The sequence below is a fragment of the Iodidimonas nitroreducens genome, from assembly GCA_000710935.1.
Classification (GTDB): Bacteria; Pseudomonadota; Alphaproteobacteria; order Sphingomonadales; family Rhodothalassiaceae; genus Iodidimonas; species Iodidimonas nitroreducens.
In genome coordinates, this window is sequence record BAYV01000109.1 from 226,042 (window position 1) to 245,108 (window position 19,067).

The following is a 19,067-nucleotide window of genomic DNA, read 5'->3' on the forward strand; positions in this document are numbered from 1 at the left end:
CTCATCGGCTCGAAAGATAATTCAAGGGTGATATGAAACAGGATCGACCTGTTCTTTTGTGGTTCCGGCAGGATTTGCGCCTGTCTGATCATCCGGCTTTGCAGGCGGCCATTGGTCAGGCCATGGCCCAGGGCGGGCCGGTGATCGCCGTTTATATATGGGATCAAAACCAGCCCGATGATAGCGGTTGGGCCATGGGGTCGGCCAGCCGCTGGTGGCTTCATCACAGCCTTCAAAGCCTTGGCCGTGATCTGGAAAAGTGCGGGGGCCGATTGATTATCCGCCAGGGCGACCCTGCCGCGCAGTTGATGGATCTGGTGGCGCAAAGCGGGGCCACCGCCCTTCATGCCACCCGCATGATCGAGCCTTATGCCCGCACTTTGGATCATCATCTGGCGAAATCCCTGCCGGTGCCCCTGCTGCTTCATGATGGGGCCTTTTTGCATCCGCCGGGCAGCATCCGCACCCAGCAGGGCGGCGGCTATAAGGTGTTCAGCCAATTCTGGAAAGCCGTGCTGAAAGCGCCGGAGCCCGATGCGCCTTTACCCGCGCCCGAAAGAGGGGTGTTTGCCCCCCCAACGGATCGGCATTCAAGCCTTGATCTGAACGATTTATCCTTGTTGCCTCGGGTGGATTGGGCGGCGGGTCTTAGCCAGCGCTGGCTTCATTCTTATGGCATTGGCGAAGACGCGGCGGCGGCCCGCCTCGATGATTTTCTCGATGATGCGGTGGCCCATTACAAACACGGGCGGGATTTTCCGGCTGAAGCCTTCACCTCATCCTTATCGCCGCATCTGCATTTCGGTGAAATCAGCCCGCGCCAGATTTGGCATCGGGCGCAGATGGCCTGTGAGCGGGCGGATACTGATCGCGCCGGGACCGTGGAAAAAGGCGTTTGGGCCTTTCTGCGGGAAGTGGGCTGGCGGGATTTCGCCGGTCATCTGCTGGCAATGATTCCCGATCTGCCCGATCAGCCGATGCGCCCACAATTTCAATCTTTTCCATGGGGCGAGAATGAGGATCATTTACGTGCGTGGCAGCGGGGCCAAACCGGCTATCCCATCGTTGATGCCGGGATGCGCGAATTATGGCACACGGGCTTTATGCATAATCGGGTGCGGATGATCACGGCCAGCTTTTTGATCAAGCATCTGATGATCGATTGGCGACAGGGAGAGCGCTGGTTTTGGGATACATTGGTGGATGCGGACCTCGCCAATAACAGCATGGGCTGGCAATGGGTGGCGGGGTCGGGCCCCGATGCCTCGCCTTATTTCCGTATTTTCAATCCCATCACGCAAGGCCAGCGCTTTGATCCCGAAGGCCAATATGTGCGCCGCTATGTGCCCGAACTGGCCGATCTGCCTGCCGAATATATCCATGCCCCCTGGGAAGCCCCGCCGATGATCCTGCAGGCGGCTGGTGTTTCTTTGGGGCAAAGCTATCCCCATCCCATGATCGATCATCGCAAGGCCCGGGCCCGGGCGCTGGCGGGTTATGAGAAAGTGAAAACAGGCTTATGATCTCCTCACGCTTTCTGGCATCGAAACTGCAAAGCCCGGATGATTTATTTCCCCGTGGCCGCATTGCGGTGATTGGCGCGGGCATTTCGGGGGCCGCCGCCGCGTGGCTTCTATCGGATCGCCATGATGTGGTGCTTTATGAGCAGGATCAGCGGATTGGCGGCCATGCCAATACCCTTGATGTGAGTATGGATGGGCGCGAACAGCCGGTGGATACCGGCTTTATCGTGTTCAATGATCATAATTATCCCCATTTCACGGCCCTTCTCGATCATTTGCGGGTGGCCAGCCAGCCTTCGGATATGTCTTTTGCCGTGTCCCTCGATAATGGCCGGATGGAATATAGCGGGCAGGGATTATCGGGCCTGTTTGCCCAGCGGCGGAATCTGTTGCGCCCCGGCCATTGGCGGATGCTGATGGATATCGTGCAGTTTTATCGACAGATCATCGCCTTTTCCCAAAGCCATGATTTAAGCCATATGACCCTGCATGATCTGCTGGTGCGCTTTGGCTGTTCGGCGGGTCTCACCCGGGGCCATATTCTACCGATGGCGGCGGCGATCTGGTCCACCCCCATCGAGCAGGTGCTGGATTTTCCGGCGGCCAGCTTTGTGCGCTTTTTTGAAAATCATGGCCTGTTCAAGCTCAGAAATCGTCCTCGCTGGCGGACGATCGCCGGGGGCAGCCGGGTTTATGTGGCGGCCTTGAATGCCGCTTTCAAAGGAGAAACCCGCAAAGGCGCGCGGGTTTTGAATATTGCCCGCAGTGAAGATGGCATATGGGTGAAGGCCGAGGGCTGCGCCCCTGAACGCTATGACAGTGCCGTGCTGGCCTGCCATGCCGATCAGGCTCTGGCGGTGATCGATCGCCCCAGCGCCATGGAACAGCGCCTGCTTTCGGCCTTTCAATATGTGCCCAATCGGGCGGTTTTGCATCGGGATCGCACATGGATGCCCCGCACCCGGCGCTGCTGGGCTAGCTGGAATTATCTCAGCCGCAAGGGAGATGGGGATGGGGAAAAGCTGTTGCTCACTTATTGGATGAACAGGCTGCAAAATCTGGACCCGGCCCATGATCTGTTCGTTACCTTGAACCCGCATCAGGAACCACGGGATATTCTGGCGGAAATCGCCTATGATCATCCGCAATATTCGCGCGAAGCCCTGATGGCCCAACAGCAGCTTCACCAATTACAGGGCATGGGCGGCCTGTGGTTTTGCGGGGCGCATTTCGGCCATGGCTTCCATGAAGACGGGCTGGCCTCCGCCCTTGCGGTGGCGCGTGATTTCGGTATTGATGCCCCTTGGGTGAAAGCCGATGCGGCGGCCCCCGATCATGGGGCCATGGTACCTTATCATGAGGCAGTGTGATGCAATCGGCGCTTTATACAGGTCATGTGATGCATCGCCGCCTCAGCCCCGTGCGGCATCGCTTTTCCTATGCCGTTTTTTCCTTGTTTCTCGATCTTGATGAACTACCCGCGCTGGCCGCACGGCTCCGCTTATTTTCCCATAACCGCTTCAATATCTTCAGCTTTCATGACAAGGATCATGGTGAAGGGCCTTTGGCAAAGGGCGAAGTGCCTGGGGCAAAGGGCGAAGTGCATGGGGCAAAGGACGAAGGGGCGGGCGGCGCGGGCCTGAAAGCCTGGGCGCAGCAATGCCTTGCCGCCAAGGGGCTGGAAGCGGATCGGATCGGATTGCTGTGTTTTCCCCGCCTGTTTGGCTATGTGTTCAATCCTTTGGCGGTGTATTTCTGCTATGATCGGGCGGGGGCTTTGGTCGCCCTCATCCATCAGGTGTCCAATACCTTTGGCGAGCGTCATTGCTATGTCTTGCCGGTGGATGATCCGCAGCAGCGGGCATCGCTGGTCCAACAGGCGTGTGATAAACGCTTTTATGTCTCGCCTTTTCTGGCGATCAGCGGGCGCTATCGTTTTCGCATCCACCCCCCCGATGATCGTTTGATGATTGCCATCGATCATTCCAATGCCACCGAACATCTGCTGGCCGTGCAAAATGGCCGCCGTGAAAAGCTGTGCGATGCGGTTTTGGCCAAACGGTTGGTGACGCACCCGCTGATGACCCTTAAAGTCATCACAGCCATACATTGGGAAGCGCTGCGATTATGGCGCAAGGGCGCGCCGGTTTATCGTCATGAAGGGGGGATGAAATGACCGATCACGGCATCAGGGCTAAGCGGGTGAAGCGGGCGGGGCACTCCCCCCTCGATTGGCTGATCAGTAAAACCAATGGTGCGGAACGGTTATTCGCGATGGCCGAAGGCAGGCTCTTGAAGGGATCGGCGCGGCTCATTCTGCCCGATGGCAGCAGCCATCTGTTTACCGGATCCGAGCCCGGTCCGGCGGCGGTTTTTCATATCCTGCATTGGCGGGCTTTGGGGCGGATGGCCACCGGCGGGGCCCTTGGCTTTGCCCGATCTTATATCGATGGCGATTGGGAAACTCCGGATCTGGCAGCGGTCTGCGCGCTTGCCTCGGTCAATCGTGATAGTATGGCCCATCATTTGCGCGGCTCTTTGGCGCTGCGCCTCTTGGATCGGATGCGGCATCTTTTGCGGGCCAACAGCCGCAGCCGGGCGCGCAAGAATATCGCGTTTCATTATGATCTGGGCAATGCCTTTTACAGCCCCTGGCTCGATGAAACCATGACCTATTCATCGGGCCTGTTCAAAGCCGGCGAACAGGATCTGGAAGCCGCGCAATTGTGCAAATATCGCAGGCTTCTTGATGTTATCGATGTGAAGCCGGGCGAGCATATTCTTGAAATCGGGGCCGGATGGGGGGGCTTTGCCGAGATTGCGGCGAAAGAACGCGGGGCCCGCGTCACCGGTCTCACATTGAGCCGCGAACAGCTTGATTTTGCCAATGATCGCATGGCCCGCCTTGGCCTATCCGATCAGGTGGAATTTGTTTTGCGCGATTATCGCGATGAAACCGGCCGCTATGATCATGTGGTTTCGATCGAAATGTTTGAAGCCGTGGGCGAAGCCTATTGGCCGGTTTATTTTGAAACCCTGCATCGGGTTTTGAAGCCGGGTGGGCGAGCCGGATTGCAGATCATCACCATCGATGAAAAGCTTTTCCCCGCCTATCGCAAAAGCGCCGATTTCATCCAAACCTATATTTTCCCCGGCGGGATGCTGCCCACCGTTTCGGCTTTGAAGCATGAAGTGGCCCATGCCGGGCTGGTGTTGAAAGACATGATGGGCTTTGCCGATAGCTATGCCCAAACCCTTGCTTTGTGGCGATTGCGCTTTAACGAGCAATTTGAACGCGGGGCCCTGCCCGAAGGCTTTGATGAGATGTTCCGCCGTTTATGGAGCTTTTATCTGGCCTATTGCGAGGGCGGCTTTCGCGGTGGCAGCATTGATGTCGTCCAATTGGCGCTGACCCGCGATGGCGATTGAGCCTGATAAGGCGGCGGAGGGTGCAGCCCGCGCCTCTCCCTTGGAAAAATCGGCGGCGGTGCCGGTTTCGCTTTTGCTGGCTTATGGGGCACCGGCCTTGCCGCTTTATGCGCTTTTGCTGCTGATCGGCTTTTTCCCCTATTATTATAAATTGCATTTAGGAATCGAATTTGCCACTGCCGGGATTTTGGTTCTCGTAACCCGGCTTTGGGATGTGTTCACCGATCCCCTGATCGGCATCTTATCGGATCGCACCCGCCTGCCTTTGGGGCGGCGCAGGCCATGGCTTTTGGCTGGCCTGCCCGTGGCCATGCTGGGGATTGTGATGGTGCTGTTTGCCGAACCGGGCATATCGCCCATCCGCCTTGGTTTATGGACCATGCTCTTGTTTCTGGGGTGGACGATGATGGCCCTGCCCCTGAATGCCTGGTCGGTGGCGATTTCGGGCGATTATCATCAACGGGCGCGCATTTCGGCTTTTCGCGAAGGCTTTTCCCTTTTGGGAACGGTGGCGGCTTTGGCCCTGCTCGTGCAGGCGGTGAGCGCGATGGGCGGCGATCTCAATCTGGCCGGGGATGATATCGGCGCGGCTTTCAGGCTTTTGGGGATTGGCCTGCTTATTGCGCTGCCGATCACCGTGGGGCTGGCGCTTGTTTTTGTGCCTGATCCCCGTCAGCCGGGCCATCGTCCACGGCAAAGCTGGTATGATCTGCGTGATCTGGCCCGCAATGGCCCCCTAAAGCGGTTGTCGGGGGCTTTTCTCATCAATGGGATCGCCAATGGCCTGCCGCCCACATTATTCATCTATTATGTGCAGGCGGTGCTTGATGCCCCCAATGATGTGGGGTTTTATATCATGATCTATTTTTTATGCGGCATTCTGGGCGTGCCTTTATGGACTCGCCTATCCAAAACCTTGGGCAAGGATCGCACATGGATGCTGGCTATGGGGATCGCGGCGGCGGCCTTTGTGCCTGTGGCCTTTCTGGGCCCTGCGGATCATCAGATCTATCTGGCTTTGGTTGTGATCACCGGCTTTTGTTTGGGCGCCGATTTTTTCCTGCCGCCGGCGATGGCAGCGGATGTGGTGGATCTGGATGAGGTTTATTCCGGGGTCGAGCGGGCGGGGCTTTTTTTCTCGCTTTTATCGATGATCTACAAGCTGTCATGGGCTTTGGCCGGGGCGGCGGGGCTGTTTGCCCTTGGGCTTTCCGGTTTCGATGAAAAGCTGGGGGCCGCCAATTCATCCTCGGCGCTGTTGGTGGTGGCGGTGATGTATGCCCTTGTTCCCGCCCTTTTCAAGGGCTTGGCCATCTGGCTGATGCGCGGCTTTCATCTGGATGAAACCGAGCATCGGGGCCTGCGCCAGAAACTGGCCGCCACCCGCCCCTGAATCCCGCCAGTGAATTTTGTTTGTGATCTCAGCCTTGGCCTGAAGGGCTGCTTTGCTGGCGGGCCAGCATGGGATTATTCACATAAGGGGAAAGCAGGGGGGCATCATTGATCCACGGGGCTGTTTGGGGATCGAGATGGCGTTTGAGTTCATAGCGGATTTCGGTCCCATCCTTGCCGGTGAAGGCAATATCGAAAAGACAACCCATGGAATCGATCCATAAATACCATTGGCGGTCGGCTTCCACCCGCAGCTTGTCGGCCCGCACCTCGCCCCAGGGGGCGATCAGCGGATCATCCTTTTGCACCGGCACCAGCCGCACATCCATTGGTGCGCCGGTTTGGCTGTTGATGAGCCGGCTTGCCGTGCGGGTATCGGGATGCCAATAGCTGGTGAGAAGGGTGTTGTGGGGCACCCGGTGCACCGCCCCGGTGGCATCGGTCAGTTCAAAATCATCCCCCATGATCTGACCATGGGCGTCCAGATCCTTGCCATTATCCCGGGTGCGGGTTGCATAGGATTGCAGGCGATCCCCCACCCAATGTTCGCGGATCTGATGGTGATAGGAATAGGCCGTGATGAACAGAAATTTCACCTTGATGCGAATATCCACATCCACCTGCAGGCCCTGTTCGGTGGGGGTGAAAGCGATGATATGCTCGCCGATCCGGTCCCCTTTGCGGATGATATCAAAGGCGATCTGTGCCGGAATGGCGCTTCGGTCATCAAACAGCCAAAAGCCATCATCGCCTGCCGGATCGGCAAAAGCCGATGGGCCATGAAGGGTAATGATGGGAGCGGCGGCGGCAAGCCCGGCCGCCTGGCTTAAAAAGCGACGACGCAACATGGTCTCACCCTTTAATTTTTCAGGAACGGATTAAGCACGATCCCCAAAAGTCCCGAAAGCCGGATCGGTGCATCGAGCACGATCAGGCACAGGCAGCCGTCTTTGTCATCGGCGATGGGGCGATGCTGATCATGGCCATCGGCTTCACACAGATCACCCCGCCCCAGGCGCACGCCCTGATCATAATAAGCCCCATCCAGCACCACGGTATATTCCGGCCCGCGATGGCTGTGCAGCGGCATGGGCTTGCCCGGTGCAATCCGCAATAAAGCGGATTTATAGCCCGGCAGGGTCGTTTCAAAACGATATTCCTCAACCCCGTTATAAACCTTCTGCCATGGCAGATCATCGAGCGAGGCCCGCAGATAGGGCAGCAGGGGCTGGGGCACGATGGCTTTTGTCTGGGCATCGAATGCGGGGCTTGGGGATTGCGCCGCTTCCGGCTCATCAAGACGCGCCAGCAGATCATCGAGCAGATGATCGCTCACCGCTTCTTCATCAATCGACATCAAAAGAGCACCGCCCAGATGGTTCATCTGTTCATAATCGCGGCGGGCTTCAGCATTGAGGCTCATATGGGTGGCAATGGCCAAAGCCACCGGCTCGGGGGCTGCGCCCGAGGCATAATCCACCAGCACTTCATCTGAAAGACGGTTCAAATTCATGATGCCATATCCGATATCGACCCTTTCATCCGGGCGAGCGCCAGACGGATGCGGGATTTGACTGTGCCCAAAGGCAGATTGAGTTGTTCGGCGATTTCGCGATGCGATTTATCCTCGAAATAGGCGAGTTCCAGAACCTGCGCCTGTTCCAAAGGCAGGCCGGCCAGCGCTTCCTGAATGCTGTCTCCGGTTTGCTGGCCATCGATCTCGTCATCGGCATGGGTCTGATCATTTTCCAGATGCAGAAAATCGGATGGCTTCAGATCGGGCCGGGCTTCCCGGCGCAGATAATCGATTCGCTTGTTTCGCACGATGGTAAAGATCCATGTGGAAACCGATGCTTTTTCAGGATTGAAACTATCGGCTTTGCGCCAGACCGCGATCATCGCTTCCTGCACCACATCCTCGGCCATGCGGCCATCGGCTCCCGCGCGCATCACATAGGCTTTCAGCCGGGGCGCAAAGGCGCGGAAAAGCTCGGCAAATGCTGCCCGCGACCGCTCTGCGGCGATGGCCGTGATCAGCGCCACAAGATGCACATCATCCGGCCGTGGACGGCTCTGTGAAGACAGGCCGCGCATCATGATCGGGGCCAGATGAACTGGCTTTCTGGTCTGTCTGAAACGGTCAGCGTTGCTCTCCGCATATCCGGGCACGTCTGTCTCCATTTAACGAAAAATCGCGCGGCTCTACAGCGAAAAATCTTTTCATGCTCTTGATGGCTCTTACGAACGGATGCGAAAATCAGATCAATGGCGATCATTATGGATCAAACCTGTTGCCTGCATTGTGCGCTGAGGTCTGCGGTGATGGCTTTAAGGCGCGCAATATCGGCAGGGCTGCTGAGCCGATGATCGCCGTTCTTGATCAGATGCAGCACCACATCATCGCTCGTCAGGCGGTCCATCAGCGTGATGCTGTGCTGCCAGGGCACATCGGGGTCGCGGTCGCCATGGATCAGGCGGATGGGGATCGCAAGATCGATGGGTTTGTCGAGCAAAAGATGCTTGCGGCCATCCTCGATCAGATTGCGGGTGATCAGGGTGGGCTCGGGGTCATAGGCGCTGGGCTGGGCATAATGGCCCTGTTCCATGATCTGGCGCCGGGTTTCCTCGGAAAAGTGATCCCACATCAGTTTTTCGGTGAAATCGGGTGCCGGGGCCAGCAGGATCAGGCCGCAGATGCGCTGCGGACGCGCCAAAGCCGCCAGAAGCGCCAGCCAGCCGCCCATCGAACTGCCGATCAAAATCTGCGGGCCGGTGCTTAATTCGTCGATGACAAAAAGGCTATCGGCCAGCCAATCGCTCAGGGTGCTCATGTGAAATTGCCCGGAAGATTGCCCATGGCCGCGATAATCGAAACGGATGAAAGTCTGGGCCTGGGCGATGCTGTGGGCTTCCAGCGCCAGCGCTTTGGTGCCGGTCATATCGGATCGAAAACCGCCCAGAAAAATCAGGCCGGGGGCGGTGCCTCCGTTCTGTGCAGGCTGTTTGGGGGCGGCTGTGTTCTCATTCCCGGCAATCTTGTGATAGGCAATCTGGACGCCATGCGGGCTGTGGGCTATGGATGGCGGTGTCATGGGATCTCCTTATGGTCCAGGGTTTTTTGATTTGGAACAGATTATGCCCGGAACATCCCCCTCGCGCGACCTTATCCTCCGCTCCGAAGATACGGATTTGCAAGGCGTTTGCGTTTTGCAGATTCTTGATGATCTGGAGCCGCATGGCGTTGGCCGCTCGGCGGTGGATGTGGCGAAAGCGCTGGTGCAAAAGGGCGGGCGTTCGGTGATTGCCTCGGGCACGGGCTCTTTGCTCGCCGAAGCTTTGGTTGGGGGCTCTTTGCATGAGCCCTTATCCTTGCCCCGCCCCAATCCGCTCAGCATGCGGTTGATGCAGCGCAGGATCGCCCGCCTGATCGCTGCCCATGATGTGAAGCTGGTGCATGTGCGTAGCCCGGCTTTTGCCTGGCCCGCCATGCGCGCGGCGAAAGCGGCCGGGTGCCACAGCGTCAGCACGATCAGCGATCTGGGGCCACCGGATGGGGGGTTTCTGGCCCGCCGCTATGAACGGGCCTTTACCGATGCGGATCATATCATCGCCATTTCCGATTTCATTGCCGAACAGATCGGCACCGAACGACATTTGAGCCCCGACCGGATTTCGGTGATCCATCGTGGGATCGATCTGGCGCGGTTCAATCCGGCAGCGGTAAAGGCGCAAAGGCTGATCCAGCTTTCGCGGCGCTACAGCCTGCCTGATGGCTGCACGATCATTCTGGCGGCGGGCAGCCTTTTGCCGCGCAATGGCTTTGAAATCCTGATCGAGGCGATGGCGCGGATCAAGCGGGATGATCTGTTCTGTCTTATTTTAGGCGGCGGGCCTGCCGAAAGCCAGCAGGCCGCCCAGCTTGAAGCTCTGATCGAAAAGCACAAGCTGGGGGGCCGGGTGCGGCTCGCCGGTTATTGCGAGGATATGCCCGCCGCCTATATGCTGGCGGATGTGGTGGCGGTGCCCTCGATCCAGCCCGAAGCGTTTGGCCGGGTGTGTGTGGAAGCCCAGGCGATGGGCCGTCCGGTGGTGGCCAGCCGCCATGGCGGGGCGCGGGAAACGGTGCTGGATGGGGAAACCGGCTGGCTGGTGGACCCGGGCGATGCCGGGGCTTTGGCCGAAGCCCTGCTTCATGCCGCCGATCTGGAAACCGAAGCGCGGCTGGCCATTGCCATGAAAACCCGCAGCCGGATGGTGAACCGCTTTGGCCGGGATGAAATGTGCCAGCAGGTTCTGGCCCGCTATCAAAGGATGCTGGCGGCCTGATCATAGGCCTTGAAGCCGGGCTGAAAACGGCGGTGAACGCCTTGCGCATCATGGGAAACTGACTTATAAACCCGGCTTCGTGCGGCTGTGCCCTTTTGCTGGGGCGCGCATCTTTTTGCGCCCGAAATCAGATGATGATCGCCAAACATCATGGGTCGGTATGTTTCTGGCCCTATGGATTTGGCTGAATGGAATGAAGTTCGATGGACGATATCTCTGCTGCATCCGGGCCTGATGCCCGCCCTGTGAGCCTGCTTTTGCCTGATGGCAGCCGCCGCCAGTTCGATGGCCCGGTCACGGGGGCGGATCTGGCCGCCAGCATTGGTCCGGGCCTTGCGAAAGCCGCCCTTGCGATCATGATTGATGGCCATTTGCGCGATCTTTCGGTACCGATCACCAAAGATGCTGCGGTGTCGATCATCACCGCCCGCGATGAAGATCATGCGCTGGAGCTGATTCGCCATGATAGCGCGCATATTCTGGCCGAAGCGGTTCAAGAGCTTTATCCCGATACGCAGGTGACCATCGGCCCGGTGATCAAGGATGGCTTTTATTATGATTTCGCCCGCGATCAGCCCTTCACCGAAGAAGAGCTGGCCGTGATCGAAGCCCGGATGCATGAGATCGTTGCCCGCGATGAGCCGATCCGCCGCGAAGAATGGGATCGTGAGCGGGCCATCGCCCATTTCCGGTCCATCGGCGAACATTATAAGGCCGAAATCATTGAAGATCTGCCGGAAAGCGAGACGATCTCGGTCTATCGCCATGGGGATGGCTGGATGGATCTGTGCCGGGGTCCGCATCTGCCTTCATCGGGCAAGGTGGGCGATGCCTTCAAGCTGACCAAGGTGGCCGGGGCCTATTGGCGGGGCGATCAGCGCAATGAAATGCTCACCCGCATCTATGGCACCGCTTGGCGCGATAAAAAGGAATTGCGTGCCTATCTGGAGCGGATTGAAGAAGCGGAAAAGCGCGACCATCGGCGTTTGGGCAAGGACATGCAGCTTTTCCATTTTCAGGAAGAAGCCGCAGGCATGGCCTTTTGGCACCCCAAGGGCTGGACCATCTATCGCGCCCTTGAAACCTATTTGCGGCGGAAGCTCGATGCTGCCGGCTATCGCGAGATCAAAACCCCGCAGATCGTGGATCGCAGCCTGTGGGAAAAATCCGGCCATTGGGAAAAATTCTCCGAACATATGTATGCGCTGACCTCTGAAGAGCGCGAACTGGCGGTGAAGCCGATGAATTGCCCTTGCCATGTGCAGGTGTTCAATCAACGGCTTTACAGCTATCGCGATCTGCCTTTGCGGCTGTCTGAATTTGGCTCATGCCATCGCTATGAACCTTCGGGGGCGATGCATGGCTTGATGCGGGTGCGGGCCTTCACGCAGGATGATGCCCATATTTTCTGCACCGAAAAGCAGATTCGTTCGGAAAGCGAGGCCTTTTCAACTCTGCTTTTTGCTGTTTACAAAGATCTGGGATTTGAGAAGGTCCGGGTGAAATTTTCGGATCGGCCGGAAAAGCGGGCGGGCGATGATGCCACCTGGGATCGCGCCGAGGCCGCCTTGCGCGATGCCACCACGGCCATGGGGCTTGAGGTTGAGCTCAATCCCGGCGAGGGGGCCTTTTACGGGCCGAAGCTGGAATTCGTGCTGACCGATGCCATTGGCCGGGATTGGCAATGCGGCACTTTGCAGGTGGATTTCGTGCTGCCCGAACGGCTCGATGCAAGCTATGTGGGCGAAGATGGGGCGCGGCATCGTCCGGTGATGCTGCATCGGGCGATTTTTGGCTCGTTCGAGCGGTTCATCGGCATTCTGATCGAACATTATGCGGGGAAATTCCCCTTGTGGCTTTCCCCTGTGCAGGCCGTGGTGGCGACCATCACATCGGATGCCGATGATTATGCCGCTCATGTGCGGGATCGTTTGAAAGCCGCAGGTTTGCGGGTTGAAAGCGATCTGCGGAATGAAAAAATCAATTATAAGGTCCGCGAACATAGTCTGGCCAAGGTTCCGGCCCTTCTGGTCGTGGGCAAGCGCGAGGCGGAAGAGGGCAAAGTCTCGCTCAGGCGTCTGGGATCGAATGATCAGACATCCTATGCTTTGGATGAAGCCCTTGCGCTTTTGGTTGCTGAAGCACACATGCCCTGAAGATTATGAATTTAGTGACGGATTGTTGCATGGGGGCCACTCGCCAAGATGTGGCAGACAGGTTATAGTCGATCTGTCATTGATATGACGACAGGCAAAGCGTGGGCTTTGTCTGATATTCATTGCAGGAGGAAAGCTCATACGTAAAGGTCGTCTTGTCGGTCCGCCGCCGAAACCAACAGGCCCGCGGATCAACGAACGTATCAAGGTGCCACAGGTGCGCCTGATCGGCCCCGATGGGGATAATCATGGTGTTGTCGATATCAACACCGCTTTGCAGGTTGCCCGGCAGGTGGGGCTTGATCTCGTCGAGATTTCGCCCAATGCCGATCCGCCGGTATGCAAGGTGCTGGACTTTGGAAAATATAAGTACGAAGCCCAGAAAAAGGCCAATGTCGCAAAGAAAAAGCAGAAGATTCAAGAGGTCAAGGAAATCAAGATGCGCCCCGGCATCGATGTCCATGATTATCAGACCAAAATGAAAGCTATGACCAAATTTCTGGATGCCGGTGATAAGGTGAAGGTCACCTTGCGCTTTCGCGGCCGCGAAATGGCGCATCAGGATTTGGGCATGGAAGTTTTGAAGCGTGTTCAGGAAGATATTTCCGCCGTCGCCAAGGTTGAGGCGCATCCCCGCCTGGAAGGGCGGCAGATGACCATGGTCATTGCTCCGAAATAATCGCCTGATGCTGGATAGATTGATTATGTGCGTGGGAAATGGGCTCTTGTGGCAAATTTTGTCGAAAGGAGGTCATTTTTCATGCGCATTTTCCCCCGGAGGGGGCGAAGGGTCTTCGCGTGGAGCCGTCGGGCACTTATCGGGCTGATTTTGCTGATCGGGGCTTTTGGTTCGGGCGGCGTGGCCGCCTTTGATCCTGCGCTGCCTGATGATGCGGGATTGGCCGATGATAGCGCATCCCCTTCTCATTTTCTGCCCGATGATCTGCTGGCCGCTTATGATGCGGGGCAGTGGGATGCGGTAATCGCCCGGGGCACGGCCATGCAAAGTGCGGGCGGGTTTGTTATGGCCTCGCGCGCTTTTTTGGCTTCGGTGATGTATGACGATCAGCCTGATCAGCAAAAGCAGGCCGCTCAACAGGCTGTGGATTGGGCCGATCGGGCTTTGGCGTTAGACGCCGATGCCATCGAAATCCTGCTGCAGGCGGCAGCCAGCTATGGGGTGCGGGCGCAAATCAATCGCAGCCTGTCTGATGCCATGGCCTCAAAGCGTTTTCTGGAAAAAGCTTATGAAATCGATCCCGATGATCCGCGCGTGCTGGCCTCTTTCGGCTTTTGGCATGGGCGGGTGATTTTGGGGGCCGGATCTTTTCTGGGTGGCCTCTTTTTCGGGGCGGATCGCGATCAGGCGATTGATCTGTTTCAGCGATCACTAGAGCAGGACCCCGATAATCTCCTGATCCATGCCGGATTCGGGCGTCTGCTTTTACGCTTTGGAAAAGCAAGGCTGCGGCCTCTGGCCGTCGATCACTTAAAACAATCCCTGCTATATGCGGCGACAAGTGTTCATGAGCAACGCGCTCAGGAAGACAGCCGGATTTTGCTCGAGGCCGATGCCGCCGGGGCCACCACAGGGCAATTGGCCGATCTGGCCGATCAGCGGGCACCTTTTAAACAGACTTAAAGGACTTGCCTGGCTCCCGGATCGTCTCCGGTTGCTGACTTGCCAAGGGCGAAAGGACGGTGTTTTATGGGGCTTCTTATCATTTGATCATCCAAAGGCGGCTTATGAAATCCATCACCATGAAACAGGTCCTTGGCCTTGTGCTCGCCAGCCTGCTGGTGGGCCTGTTTTTGAAGGTGGCTGGTCTTTCGCCGATGGAATTCTGGCAATCCTTATGGAATCGCCTGTCGGCAATGGCGCTGTGGAGCTGGCAATCGGTGGATGGCCTGCTCATCTATGTTTTGATGGGTGCGGCCATCGTGGTGCCGCTCTATATCCTGATGCGGGTTCTGGGCAAAAGGCGGGGTTGATCACGGCTTTTGGCAAAAGAAATGACCGGCCCGGGATGGGGTCCGGACCGGCCAGTTCAGTCTCGACTTTAAGATACAGCAGCAAACCCTGATTGAGCGGACCTGAGGGTTGAAATACGGTCTTCGCAATAAGGGTCTGTCTGTTGTCTCCTGATCTTTTATAGCAAATCGCGTGCCATATTTATGATGCCCGGAAATTCGCCATCTTTCGGCCATGAAGTCAATTTTTAGGCCCGGATGTCTGGCAGTTTTGGAATATAAAAATCAAAATGCATTGCAAAATGCGAATTTTTCTTCTGGTGGGTCCCTCATACTCTTTTAAGATTTGATCGCCACACTCATGGGATGAAGATGATCTTTCTTTCATGGCTGGCGATGATCGCAATAGCTTGGGTTGCCCTTGCGCCTCTACCCGCATGGGCTTTGTCGGAAAAAAAAGGCGAAGCTGCGGCGGCCGCCCCCATCTATGTAGAGCTCACGCCGATGACCGTGCCCTTGCTGCGTGATGGATATGTCAGCGGCAGTTTTCATCTGCGGCTCAATCTGGCAGCAACGGATGCCGAGGCGAAAACCGAAATCAACCGACTGATGCCCCGGCTGGAAGCGGCTTATCTCGCCAATCTGTCCGATTTGTCGGAACAATTCATCCGCCCGGGCGAATCGGTGGATCTGGATATCATCAAGATGATCTTGCAAAGCACCACGGATCGCCTTTTGGGCCAAGGCGTGGCCAATCTCCTGATCGTTGAAACCTCCGTCCGCCGCTGAAGGCTGACCGCTGCGACTGTTGCCGGAAAAGCACGCGCATCTTTCACTTCACATTTATTTGATATGGATCAACAGCCGCCATCAGGAAGGCCCTAAACCAAAGTCATTGCATGGGCCGGCAAGGCTTTAGCCATGGCCAGAAGGCTTTAAGAGAGGAATCTGTGATGAAACTGAATATATGGGCAATGGCGGCGATGGTGCCGGTTTTGATCTGTGCGCCCGATGCCAGCGCGCAGGATATGGTGAAGGCAGGGGATTTTCTGCTGCGGGGCCGGGCCATTCTGGTCGCCCCTGATGAAAGCGCGACCATCAGCGCCATTGGCGGGGATGTTGGGATTGATAATGCGGTGATGCCCGAACTGGATTTGAGCTATTTCATCACCGATCATCTGGCGGTGGAATTGATCGCGGCGGTCTCCCCCCATGATGCCCGGGCCAAGGGCACAGCTTTGGGCGATCTGGAGTTGGGCGAACTGCTGCTTTTGCCGCCCACCCTTACGGTGCAATATCACCAGCAATTTGGCGATTATTTCAAACCCTATATCGGGGCCGGGGTGAATTATACGATGTTCATCAAGGATAAAGCGGAAGGCGGCGTGGTCACGCAGATGAAGGCACGCGACAGTTTCGGCATTGCCCTTCAGGCCGGGGCGGATTTCGCCGTGAAAGGGCCGTGGATGATCAATATCGATATGAAAAAGCTGTTTCTCGATACCCGGGTTACCCTTAATGATGGGGCGATCGAAGCCAATGTGGATATCGATCCGTGGATTTTCGGGATCGGGGTCGGCTATAAATTCTAAAGCCATTTGCCGCAGAAATAAAAAGGGCTGTGCCTTTGATGGACATAGCCCTTGATTTTTATGTTCAGCCTCAGCCCGATTTCAGTTCAGCCTCAGCCCGATTTCAGTCCAGCCTCAGCCGTGCAGTTTGGCGGCGATTTTCGCCACATGGCTGCCCTGGTAGCGGGCAATCGTCAATTCGGCTTCGCTGGGCATCCGCGAACCATCGGGTCCGGCAATGGTGGCCGCGCCATAAGGCGAGCCGCCGCGCACGGCGCTGATATCGGTCAATTCAGGAATGGCATAAGGGGTGCCCACCAAAACCATGCCATGATGCGCCAAAGTCAGCCATGTGCTGATGATCGTGGTTTCATTGCCGCCGCCGGTGCCGGTCGAGGTAAAGACGCTGCCCACCTTGCCAGCCAGAGCCCCTTTGGCCCACAGGCCGCCGGTTTGATCGAAAAAGGTGCGCATCTGGCCAGCCATATTGCCAAAGCGTGTGGGGGTGCCAATGATGATGGCATCATAATCGCCCAATTCGGCAGGGCTGGCTAAAGGCGCTGCCTGATCGAGCTTGGCGCCCGCGCCTCTGGCCGCATCTTCGGGCATGGTTTCGGGCACGCGCTTTAAGCTTACTTCACAGCCTTCAACACTGCTGGCCCCTTTGGCCACTTCATTGGCCATGATTTCGACATGTCCATACATGCTGTAATATAAAACGAGGATTTTGGTCATGCTGCGCTCCTGTGAAAAATGGTCATCTGCATCACAGTTTATGGCTTGGCCAAGGGCCGCACAATCGCATCATTTATAAAAACATTATTCTGCCACACGAAACAGTGGGGGCCCGATGGGTGCTATCGACATTCTGGTGGCGCGAGAGCTGGCCTCACAGATCTTTCAGGCAGGCCCTGATGCCTTCGGTCAGGGCGGAAAGATCCGCAGGGCTGATGGTCAGCGCCGGGGTCAGATAGACCACCGAGCCAAGGGGCCTGATCCACAGGCCACGGTCGATGAAGGCCTGCCTGAGCTTATCGATATTGGGGGGGCGCATCAATTCCACCACGCCGATGGCCCCCAATATCCGCACATCGCGCACGCCGGGAAAATGGCGGCAGGGCTCAAGTTCGTCGGCCAATTGCCGGGAAATGGCCGCGCATTGGCCCAAGCGATCTTCTGATTGAAACAGATCGAGGGAGGCATTGGCCGCCGCACAACCCAAAGCATGGGCCATATAGGTGGGGCCATGCATCAGGGCATGATCGGGATCATCGCTGTGAAAGGCATCATAAATGCCGCGCCGGGCAATCGCTGCTGATAAGGGCAAAGTGCCGCCGGTCAGGGCTTTGGAAAGGGTGATGATATCGGGCACGATCCCCGCCTGCTGGCAGGCAAAAAGCGTTCCCGTGCGGCCAAATCCGGTAAAGATTTCATCGAGAATAAGGAGAATATCGTGCTTTTTGCACAGATCGGCCACGACCTTCAAAGTCTCTGGCCTATGAAACCGCATGCCCCCGGCACCCTGCACCAATGGCTCGATGATCACCGCCGCCAGATCATCGGCATGGCGGCTCATCAGATCATCAAGGGCCGTGAGGCGGGCCGGATCATCGGGCAATTCCCCCATAATTTGTTGGGCGAGCATCCCTTCAAAATGGCGGTGCATCCCTTCATCGGGATCACATACCGCCATGGTGCCCAGAGTATCCCCATGATAGCCATGGCGAAAAAACAGGAAACGATGGCGGCGGCGGCCTTGGTTGATGCCATATTGCAGGGCGATCTTCATCGCCACCTCGACCGAAACTGAGCCGGATTCGGCAAAAAACACGCGATCCAGATCGCCGGGCAGATGCTGCGCCAGCCGCGCAGCCAGCCGGGCGGCGGGTTCGTGCATCAGGCCGCCAAACATCACATGGGGCATGGCCTGAAGCTGCTTTTGGATGGCCGCCAGAATATGCGGATGATTATAGCCATGGGCGGCGGTCCACCAGCTGGCGATGCCATCGATCAGGCTGCGCCCATCGGCCAGTTGCAGCCTTTCTCCATGGGTAGAGGCAATGGCCAAAGGCGGCTGGGCGGTTTTCATCTGGCTATAGGGAAACCACAGATGCTGAAGCCCGGCTTCATACCAATCAGGCTGACCGGGCCAATCAGGCTGACCGGGCCAATCAGGCTGATCAGAAAAGCCGGGCTGATCTTTGGGCGGGGGATGGCCGACCATGGCTGCGCACTCCTTTGGGAAAAAGCGCCATAGTCCTATCATGGTCCATCGAAAAGTTCAGCCCCGGCTTTGCTCTAATGAATCGAGACCCCCGCAGGCACATGCCCATCACGGATGATTTCCAGAATATGCTGATGAATTCCCAGCCACATATCAAAGCCATCCGCATCATCGATGGCGCGCATTTTCTTCAGGGCTTCATCGGCATAATAAAGGGCGCGATCCCCAAAATTTCTGACCAGCGTACTGGCGGCGATTTCAAAATAAACCTTGGGATCAAAGTCATTCACAATCGGCGTTAGGGGCAAAGCAGGCATCACAGGCTCCCGGTATAAAGGATGATGCCGTTTCATCAGCAAATGCCGGGCCAGTTTAAAAAAACATTTTAAGCCATTGTTTTTATGCGATATAAAATTAATGATAACAAAAAATCAAAGCCCATGTCCGGGCGGGCGGGCAGGCTTTGCCGGGCTGA

The 19,067-nt window shown here is 57.1% G+C and carries 19 protein-coding genes; 12 read left to right on the forward strand and 7 right to left on the reverse strand.

Features of this window, described 5'->3' with window-relative positions; translation table 11 throughout:
• Window positions 1-32: 32 nt before the first annotated feature.
• Genes AQ1_RS14080 through AQ1_RS14100 form a run of 5 tightly spaced genes read left to right on the forward strand, consistent with a single transcriptional unit; the run spans window position 33 to window position 6,345 of the window.
• A complete protein-coding gene (locus AQ1_RS14080) occupies window positions 33-1,523 on the forward strand; it encodes a cryptochrome/photolyase family protein (protein ID WP_042088338.1) in 1,491 nt (496 codons plus the stop codon).
• Complete coding sequence (locus tag AQ1_RS14085) at window positions 1,520-2,893, forward strand: NAD(P)/FAD-dependent oxidoreductase (RefSeq protein WP_042088340.1); 1,374 nt, start codon at window positions 1,520-1,522, stop codon at window positions 2,891-2,893. The genes AQ1_RS14080 and AQ1_RS14085 overlap by 4 nt, the downstream gene beginning before the upstream one ends.
• A complete protein-coding gene (locus tag AQ1_RS14090; RefSeq protein WP_052371317.1) occupies window positions 2,893-3,699 on the forward strand; it encodes a DUF1365 domain-containing protein in 807 nt (268 codons plus the stop codon). Before AQ1_RS14085 ends, AQ1_RS14090 begins: the two co-directional genes overlap by 1 nt.
• Window positions 3,696-4,952, forward strand: coding sequence for an SAM-dependent methyltransferase (locus tag AQ1_RS14095; protein WP_081837360.1), 1,257 nt, complete (start codon window positions 3,696-3,698; stop codon window positions 4,950-4,952). The genes AQ1_RS14090 and AQ1_RS14095 overlap by 4 nt, the downstream gene beginning before the upstream one ends.
• Entirely contained in the window at window positions 4,942-6,345 is a 1,404-nt protein-coding gene (locus AQ1_RS14100) for an MFS transporter (RefSeq protein WP_042088341.1), read from the forward strand. Before AQ1_RS14095 ends, AQ1_RS14100 begins: the two co-directional genes overlap by 11 nt.
• Before the next feature lie 28 nt (window positions 6,346-6,373).
• Here the strand turns inward: AQ1_RS14100 and AQ1_RS14105 are convergent, their stop codons facing one another.
• From AQ1_RS14105 to AQ1_RS14120, 4 genes are all read right to left on the reverse strand, one after another.
• On the reverse strand, window positions 6,374-7,192 hold the full coding sequence (locus tag AQ1_RS14105) for a DUF6134 family protein (protein WP_042088343.1): 819 nt from the start codon (window positions 7,190-7,192) through the stop codon (window positions 6,374-6,376).
• Between the two features lie 11 nt (window positions 7,193-7,203).
• On the reverse strand, window positions 7,204-7,857 hold the full coding sequence (locus tag AQ1_RS14110; RefSeq protein WP_042088345.1) for a ChrR family anti-sigma-E factor: 654 nt from the start codon (window positions 7,855-7,857) through the stop codon (window positions 7,204-7,206).
• Complete coding sequence (locus tag AQ1_RS14115) at window positions 7,854-8,441, reverse strand: sigma-70 family RNA polymerase sigma factor (RefSeq protein WP_462687153.1); 588 nt, start codon at window positions 8,439-8,441, stop codon at window positions 7,854-7,856. Before AQ1_RS14115 ends, AQ1_RS14110 begins: the two co-directional genes overlap by 4 nt.
• Window positions 8,442-8,626: 185 nt before the next feature.
• Window positions 8,627-9,436, reverse strand: coding sequence for an alpha/beta hydrolase (locus tag AQ1_RS14120; RefSeq protein WP_042088347.1), 810 nt, complete (start codon window positions 9,434-9,436; stop codon window positions 8,627-8,629).
• 43 nt (window positions 9,437-9,479) lie between these two features.
• Here AQ1_RS14120 and AQ1_RS14125 point away from each other — a divergent pair, with 43 nt between their 5' ends.
• The 7 genes from AQ1_RS14125 (at window position 9,480) to AQ1_RS14155 (ending at window position 16,389) form a co-directional block, all read left to right on the forward strand.
• On the forward strand, window positions 9,480-10,670 hold the full coding sequence (locus AQ1_RS14125; protein WP_161760640.1) for a glycosyltransferase: 1,191 nt from the start codon (window positions 9,480-9,482) through the stop codon (window positions 10,668-10,670).
• Window positions 10,671-10,873: 203 nt separating this feature from the next.
• Complete coding sequence (thrS, locus tag AQ1_RS14130; protein ID WP_042088349.1) at window positions 10,874-12,826, forward strand: threonine--tRNA ligase; 1,953 nt, start codon at window positions 10,874-10,876, stop codon at window positions 12,824-12,826.
• A 139-nt stretch (window positions 12,827-12,965) separates the two neighbouring features.
• On the forward strand, window positions 12,966-13,505 hold the full coding sequence (gene infC, locus AQ1_RS14135; RefSeq protein ID WP_042088351.1) for a translation initiation factor IF-3: 540 nt from the start codon (window positions 12,966-12,968) through the stop codon (window positions 13,503-13,505).
• Window positions 13,506-13,586: 81 nt separating this feature from the next.
• Window positions 13,587-14,468 carry a tetratricopeptide repeat protein gene (locus tag AQ1_RS14140; RefSeq protein ID WP_150006646.1) on the forward strand — a complete coding sequence of 294 codons (882 nt, stop codon included), beginning with the start codon at window positions 13,587-13,589 and terminating at the stop codon, window positions 14,466-14,468.
• A 104-nt stretch (window positions 14,469-14,572) separates the two neighbouring features.
• Window positions 14,573-14,818: a DUF6460 domain-containing protein gene (locus AQ1_RS14145; RefSeq protein WP_042088354.1), complete on the forward strand. Its 246-nt coding sequence runs from the start codon at window positions 14,573-14,575 to the stop codon at window positions 14,816-14,818.
• Between the two features lie 351 nt (window positions 14,819-15,169).
• Window positions 15,170-15,586, forward strand: a complete 417-nt coding sequence (locus AQ1_RS14150; RefSeq protein WP_152550445.1) for a hypothetical protein — start codon at window positions 15,170-15,172, stop codon at window positions 15,584-15,586.
• Window positions 15,587-15,750: 164 nt separating this feature from the next.
• Window positions 15,751-16,389: an OmpW/AlkL family protein gene (locus AQ1_RS14155; protein WP_042088503.1), complete on the forward strand. Its 639-nt coding sequence runs from the start codon at window positions 15,751-15,753 to the stop codon at window positions 16,387-16,389.
• Window positions 16,390-16,503: 114 nt separating this feature from the next.
• On the opposite strand, the gene wrbA is transcribed toward AQ1_RS14155, so the two are convergent.
• The 3 genes from wrbA to AQ1_RS14170 all read right to left on the reverse strand — a co-directional run bounded on the left by wrbA (window position 16,504) and on the right by AQ1_RS14170 (window position 18,909).
• Window positions 16,504-17,103, reverse strand: coding sequence for an NAD(P)H:quinone oxidoreductase (gene wrbA / locus AQ1_RS14160; protein ID WP_042088358.1), 600 nt, complete (start codon window positions 17,101-17,103; stop codon window positions 16,504-16,506).
• Window positions 17,104-17,257: 154 nt separating this feature from the next.
• A complete protein-coding gene (locus tag AQ1_RS14165) occupies window positions 17,258-18,592 on the reverse strand; it encodes an adenosylmethionine--8-amino-7-oxononanoate transaminase (protein ID WP_081837362.1) in 1,335 nt (444 codons plus the stop codon).
• A 74-nt stretch (window positions 18,593-18,666) separates the two neighbouring features.
• Entirely contained in the window at window positions 18,667-18,909 is a 243-nt protein-coding gene (locus tag AQ1_RS14170; RefSeq protein WP_042088360.1) for a hypothetical protein, read from the reverse strand.
• Window positions 18,910-19,067: the final 158 nt, after the last annotated feature.

What these genes read in the sequence shown, in the direction of transcription:
- AQ1_RS14080 (WP_042088338.1), top strand. Translation starts at nt 33, where the DNA reads ATGAAACAGGATCGACCTGTTCTTTTGTGGTTCCGGCAGGATTTGCGC.
- AQ1_RS14085 (WP_042088340.1), top strand. Translation starts at nt 1,520, where the DNA reads ATGATCTCCTCACGCTTTCTGGCATCGAAACTGCAAAGCCCGGATGAT.
- AQ1_RS14090 (WP_052371317.1), top strand. Translation starts at nt 2,893, where the DNA reads ATGCAATCGGCGCTTTATACAGGTCATGTGATGCATCGCCGCCTCAGC.
- AQ1_RS14095 (WP_081837360.1), top strand. Translation starts at nt 3,696, where the DNA reads ATGACCGATCACGGCATCAGGGCTAAGCGGGTGAAGCGGGCGGGGCAC.
- AQ1_RS14100 (WP_042088341.1), top strand. Translation starts at nt 4,942, where the DNA reads ATGGCGATTGAGCCTGATAAGGCGGCGGAGGGTGCAGCCCGCGCCTCT.
- AQ1_RS14105 (WP_042088343.1), bottom strand. Translation starts at nt 7,192, where the DNA reads ATGTTGCGTCGTCGCTTTTTAAGCCAGGCGGCCGGGCTTGCCGCCGCC.
- AQ1_RS14110 (WP_042088345.1), bottom strand. Translation starts at nt 7,857, where the DNA reads ATGAATTTGAACCGTCTTTCAGATGAAGTGCTGGTGGATTATGCCTCG.
- AQ1_RS14115 (WP_462687153.1), bottom strand. Translation starts at nt 8,441, where the DNA reads ATGATGCGCGGCCTGTCTTCACAGAGCCGTCCACGGCCGGATGATGTG.
- AQ1_RS14120 (WP_042088347.1), bottom strand. Translation starts at nt 9,436, where the DNA reads ATGACACCGCCATCCATAGCCCACAGCCCGCATGGCGTCCAGATTGCC.
- AQ1_RS14125 (WP_161760640.1), top strand. Translation starts at nt 9,480, where the DNA reads ATGCCCGGAACATCCCCCTCGCGCGACCTTATCCTCCGCTCCGAAGAT.
- thrS (WP_042088349.1), top strand. Translation starts at nt 10,874, where the DNA reads ATGGACGATATCTCTGCTGCATCCGGGCCTGATGCCCGCCCTGTGAGC.
- AQ1_RS14140 (WP_150006646.1), top strand. Translation starts at nt 13,587, where the DNA reads ATGCGCATTTTCCCCCGGAGGGGGCGAAGGGTCTTCGCGTGGAGCCGT.
- AQ1_RS14145 (WP_042088354.1), top strand. Translation starts at nt 14,573, where the DNA reads ATGAAATCCATCACCATGAAACAGGTCCTTGGCCTTGTGCTCGCCAGC.
- AQ1_RS14150 (WP_152550445.1), top strand. Translation starts at nt 15,170, where the DNA reads ATGATCTTTCTTTCATGGCTGGCGATGATCGCAATAGCTTGGGTTGCC.
- AQ1_RS14155 (WP_042088503.1), top strand. Translation starts at nt 15,751, where the DNA reads ATGAAACTGAATATATGGGCAATGGCGGCGATGGTGCCGGTTTTGATC.
- wrbA (WP_042088358.1), bottom strand. Translation starts at nt 17,103, where the DNA reads ATGACCAAAATCCTCGTTTTATATTACAGCATGTATGGACATGTCGAA.
- AQ1_RS14165 (WP_081837362.1), bottom strand. Translation starts at nt 18,592, where the DNA reads ATGGTCGGCCATCCCCCGCCCAAAGATCAGCCCGGCTTTTCTGATCAG.
- AQ1_RS14170 (WP_042088360.1), bottom strand. Translation starts at nt 18,909, where the DNA reads ATGCCTGCTTTGCCCCTAACGCCGATTGTGAATGACTTTGATCCCAAG.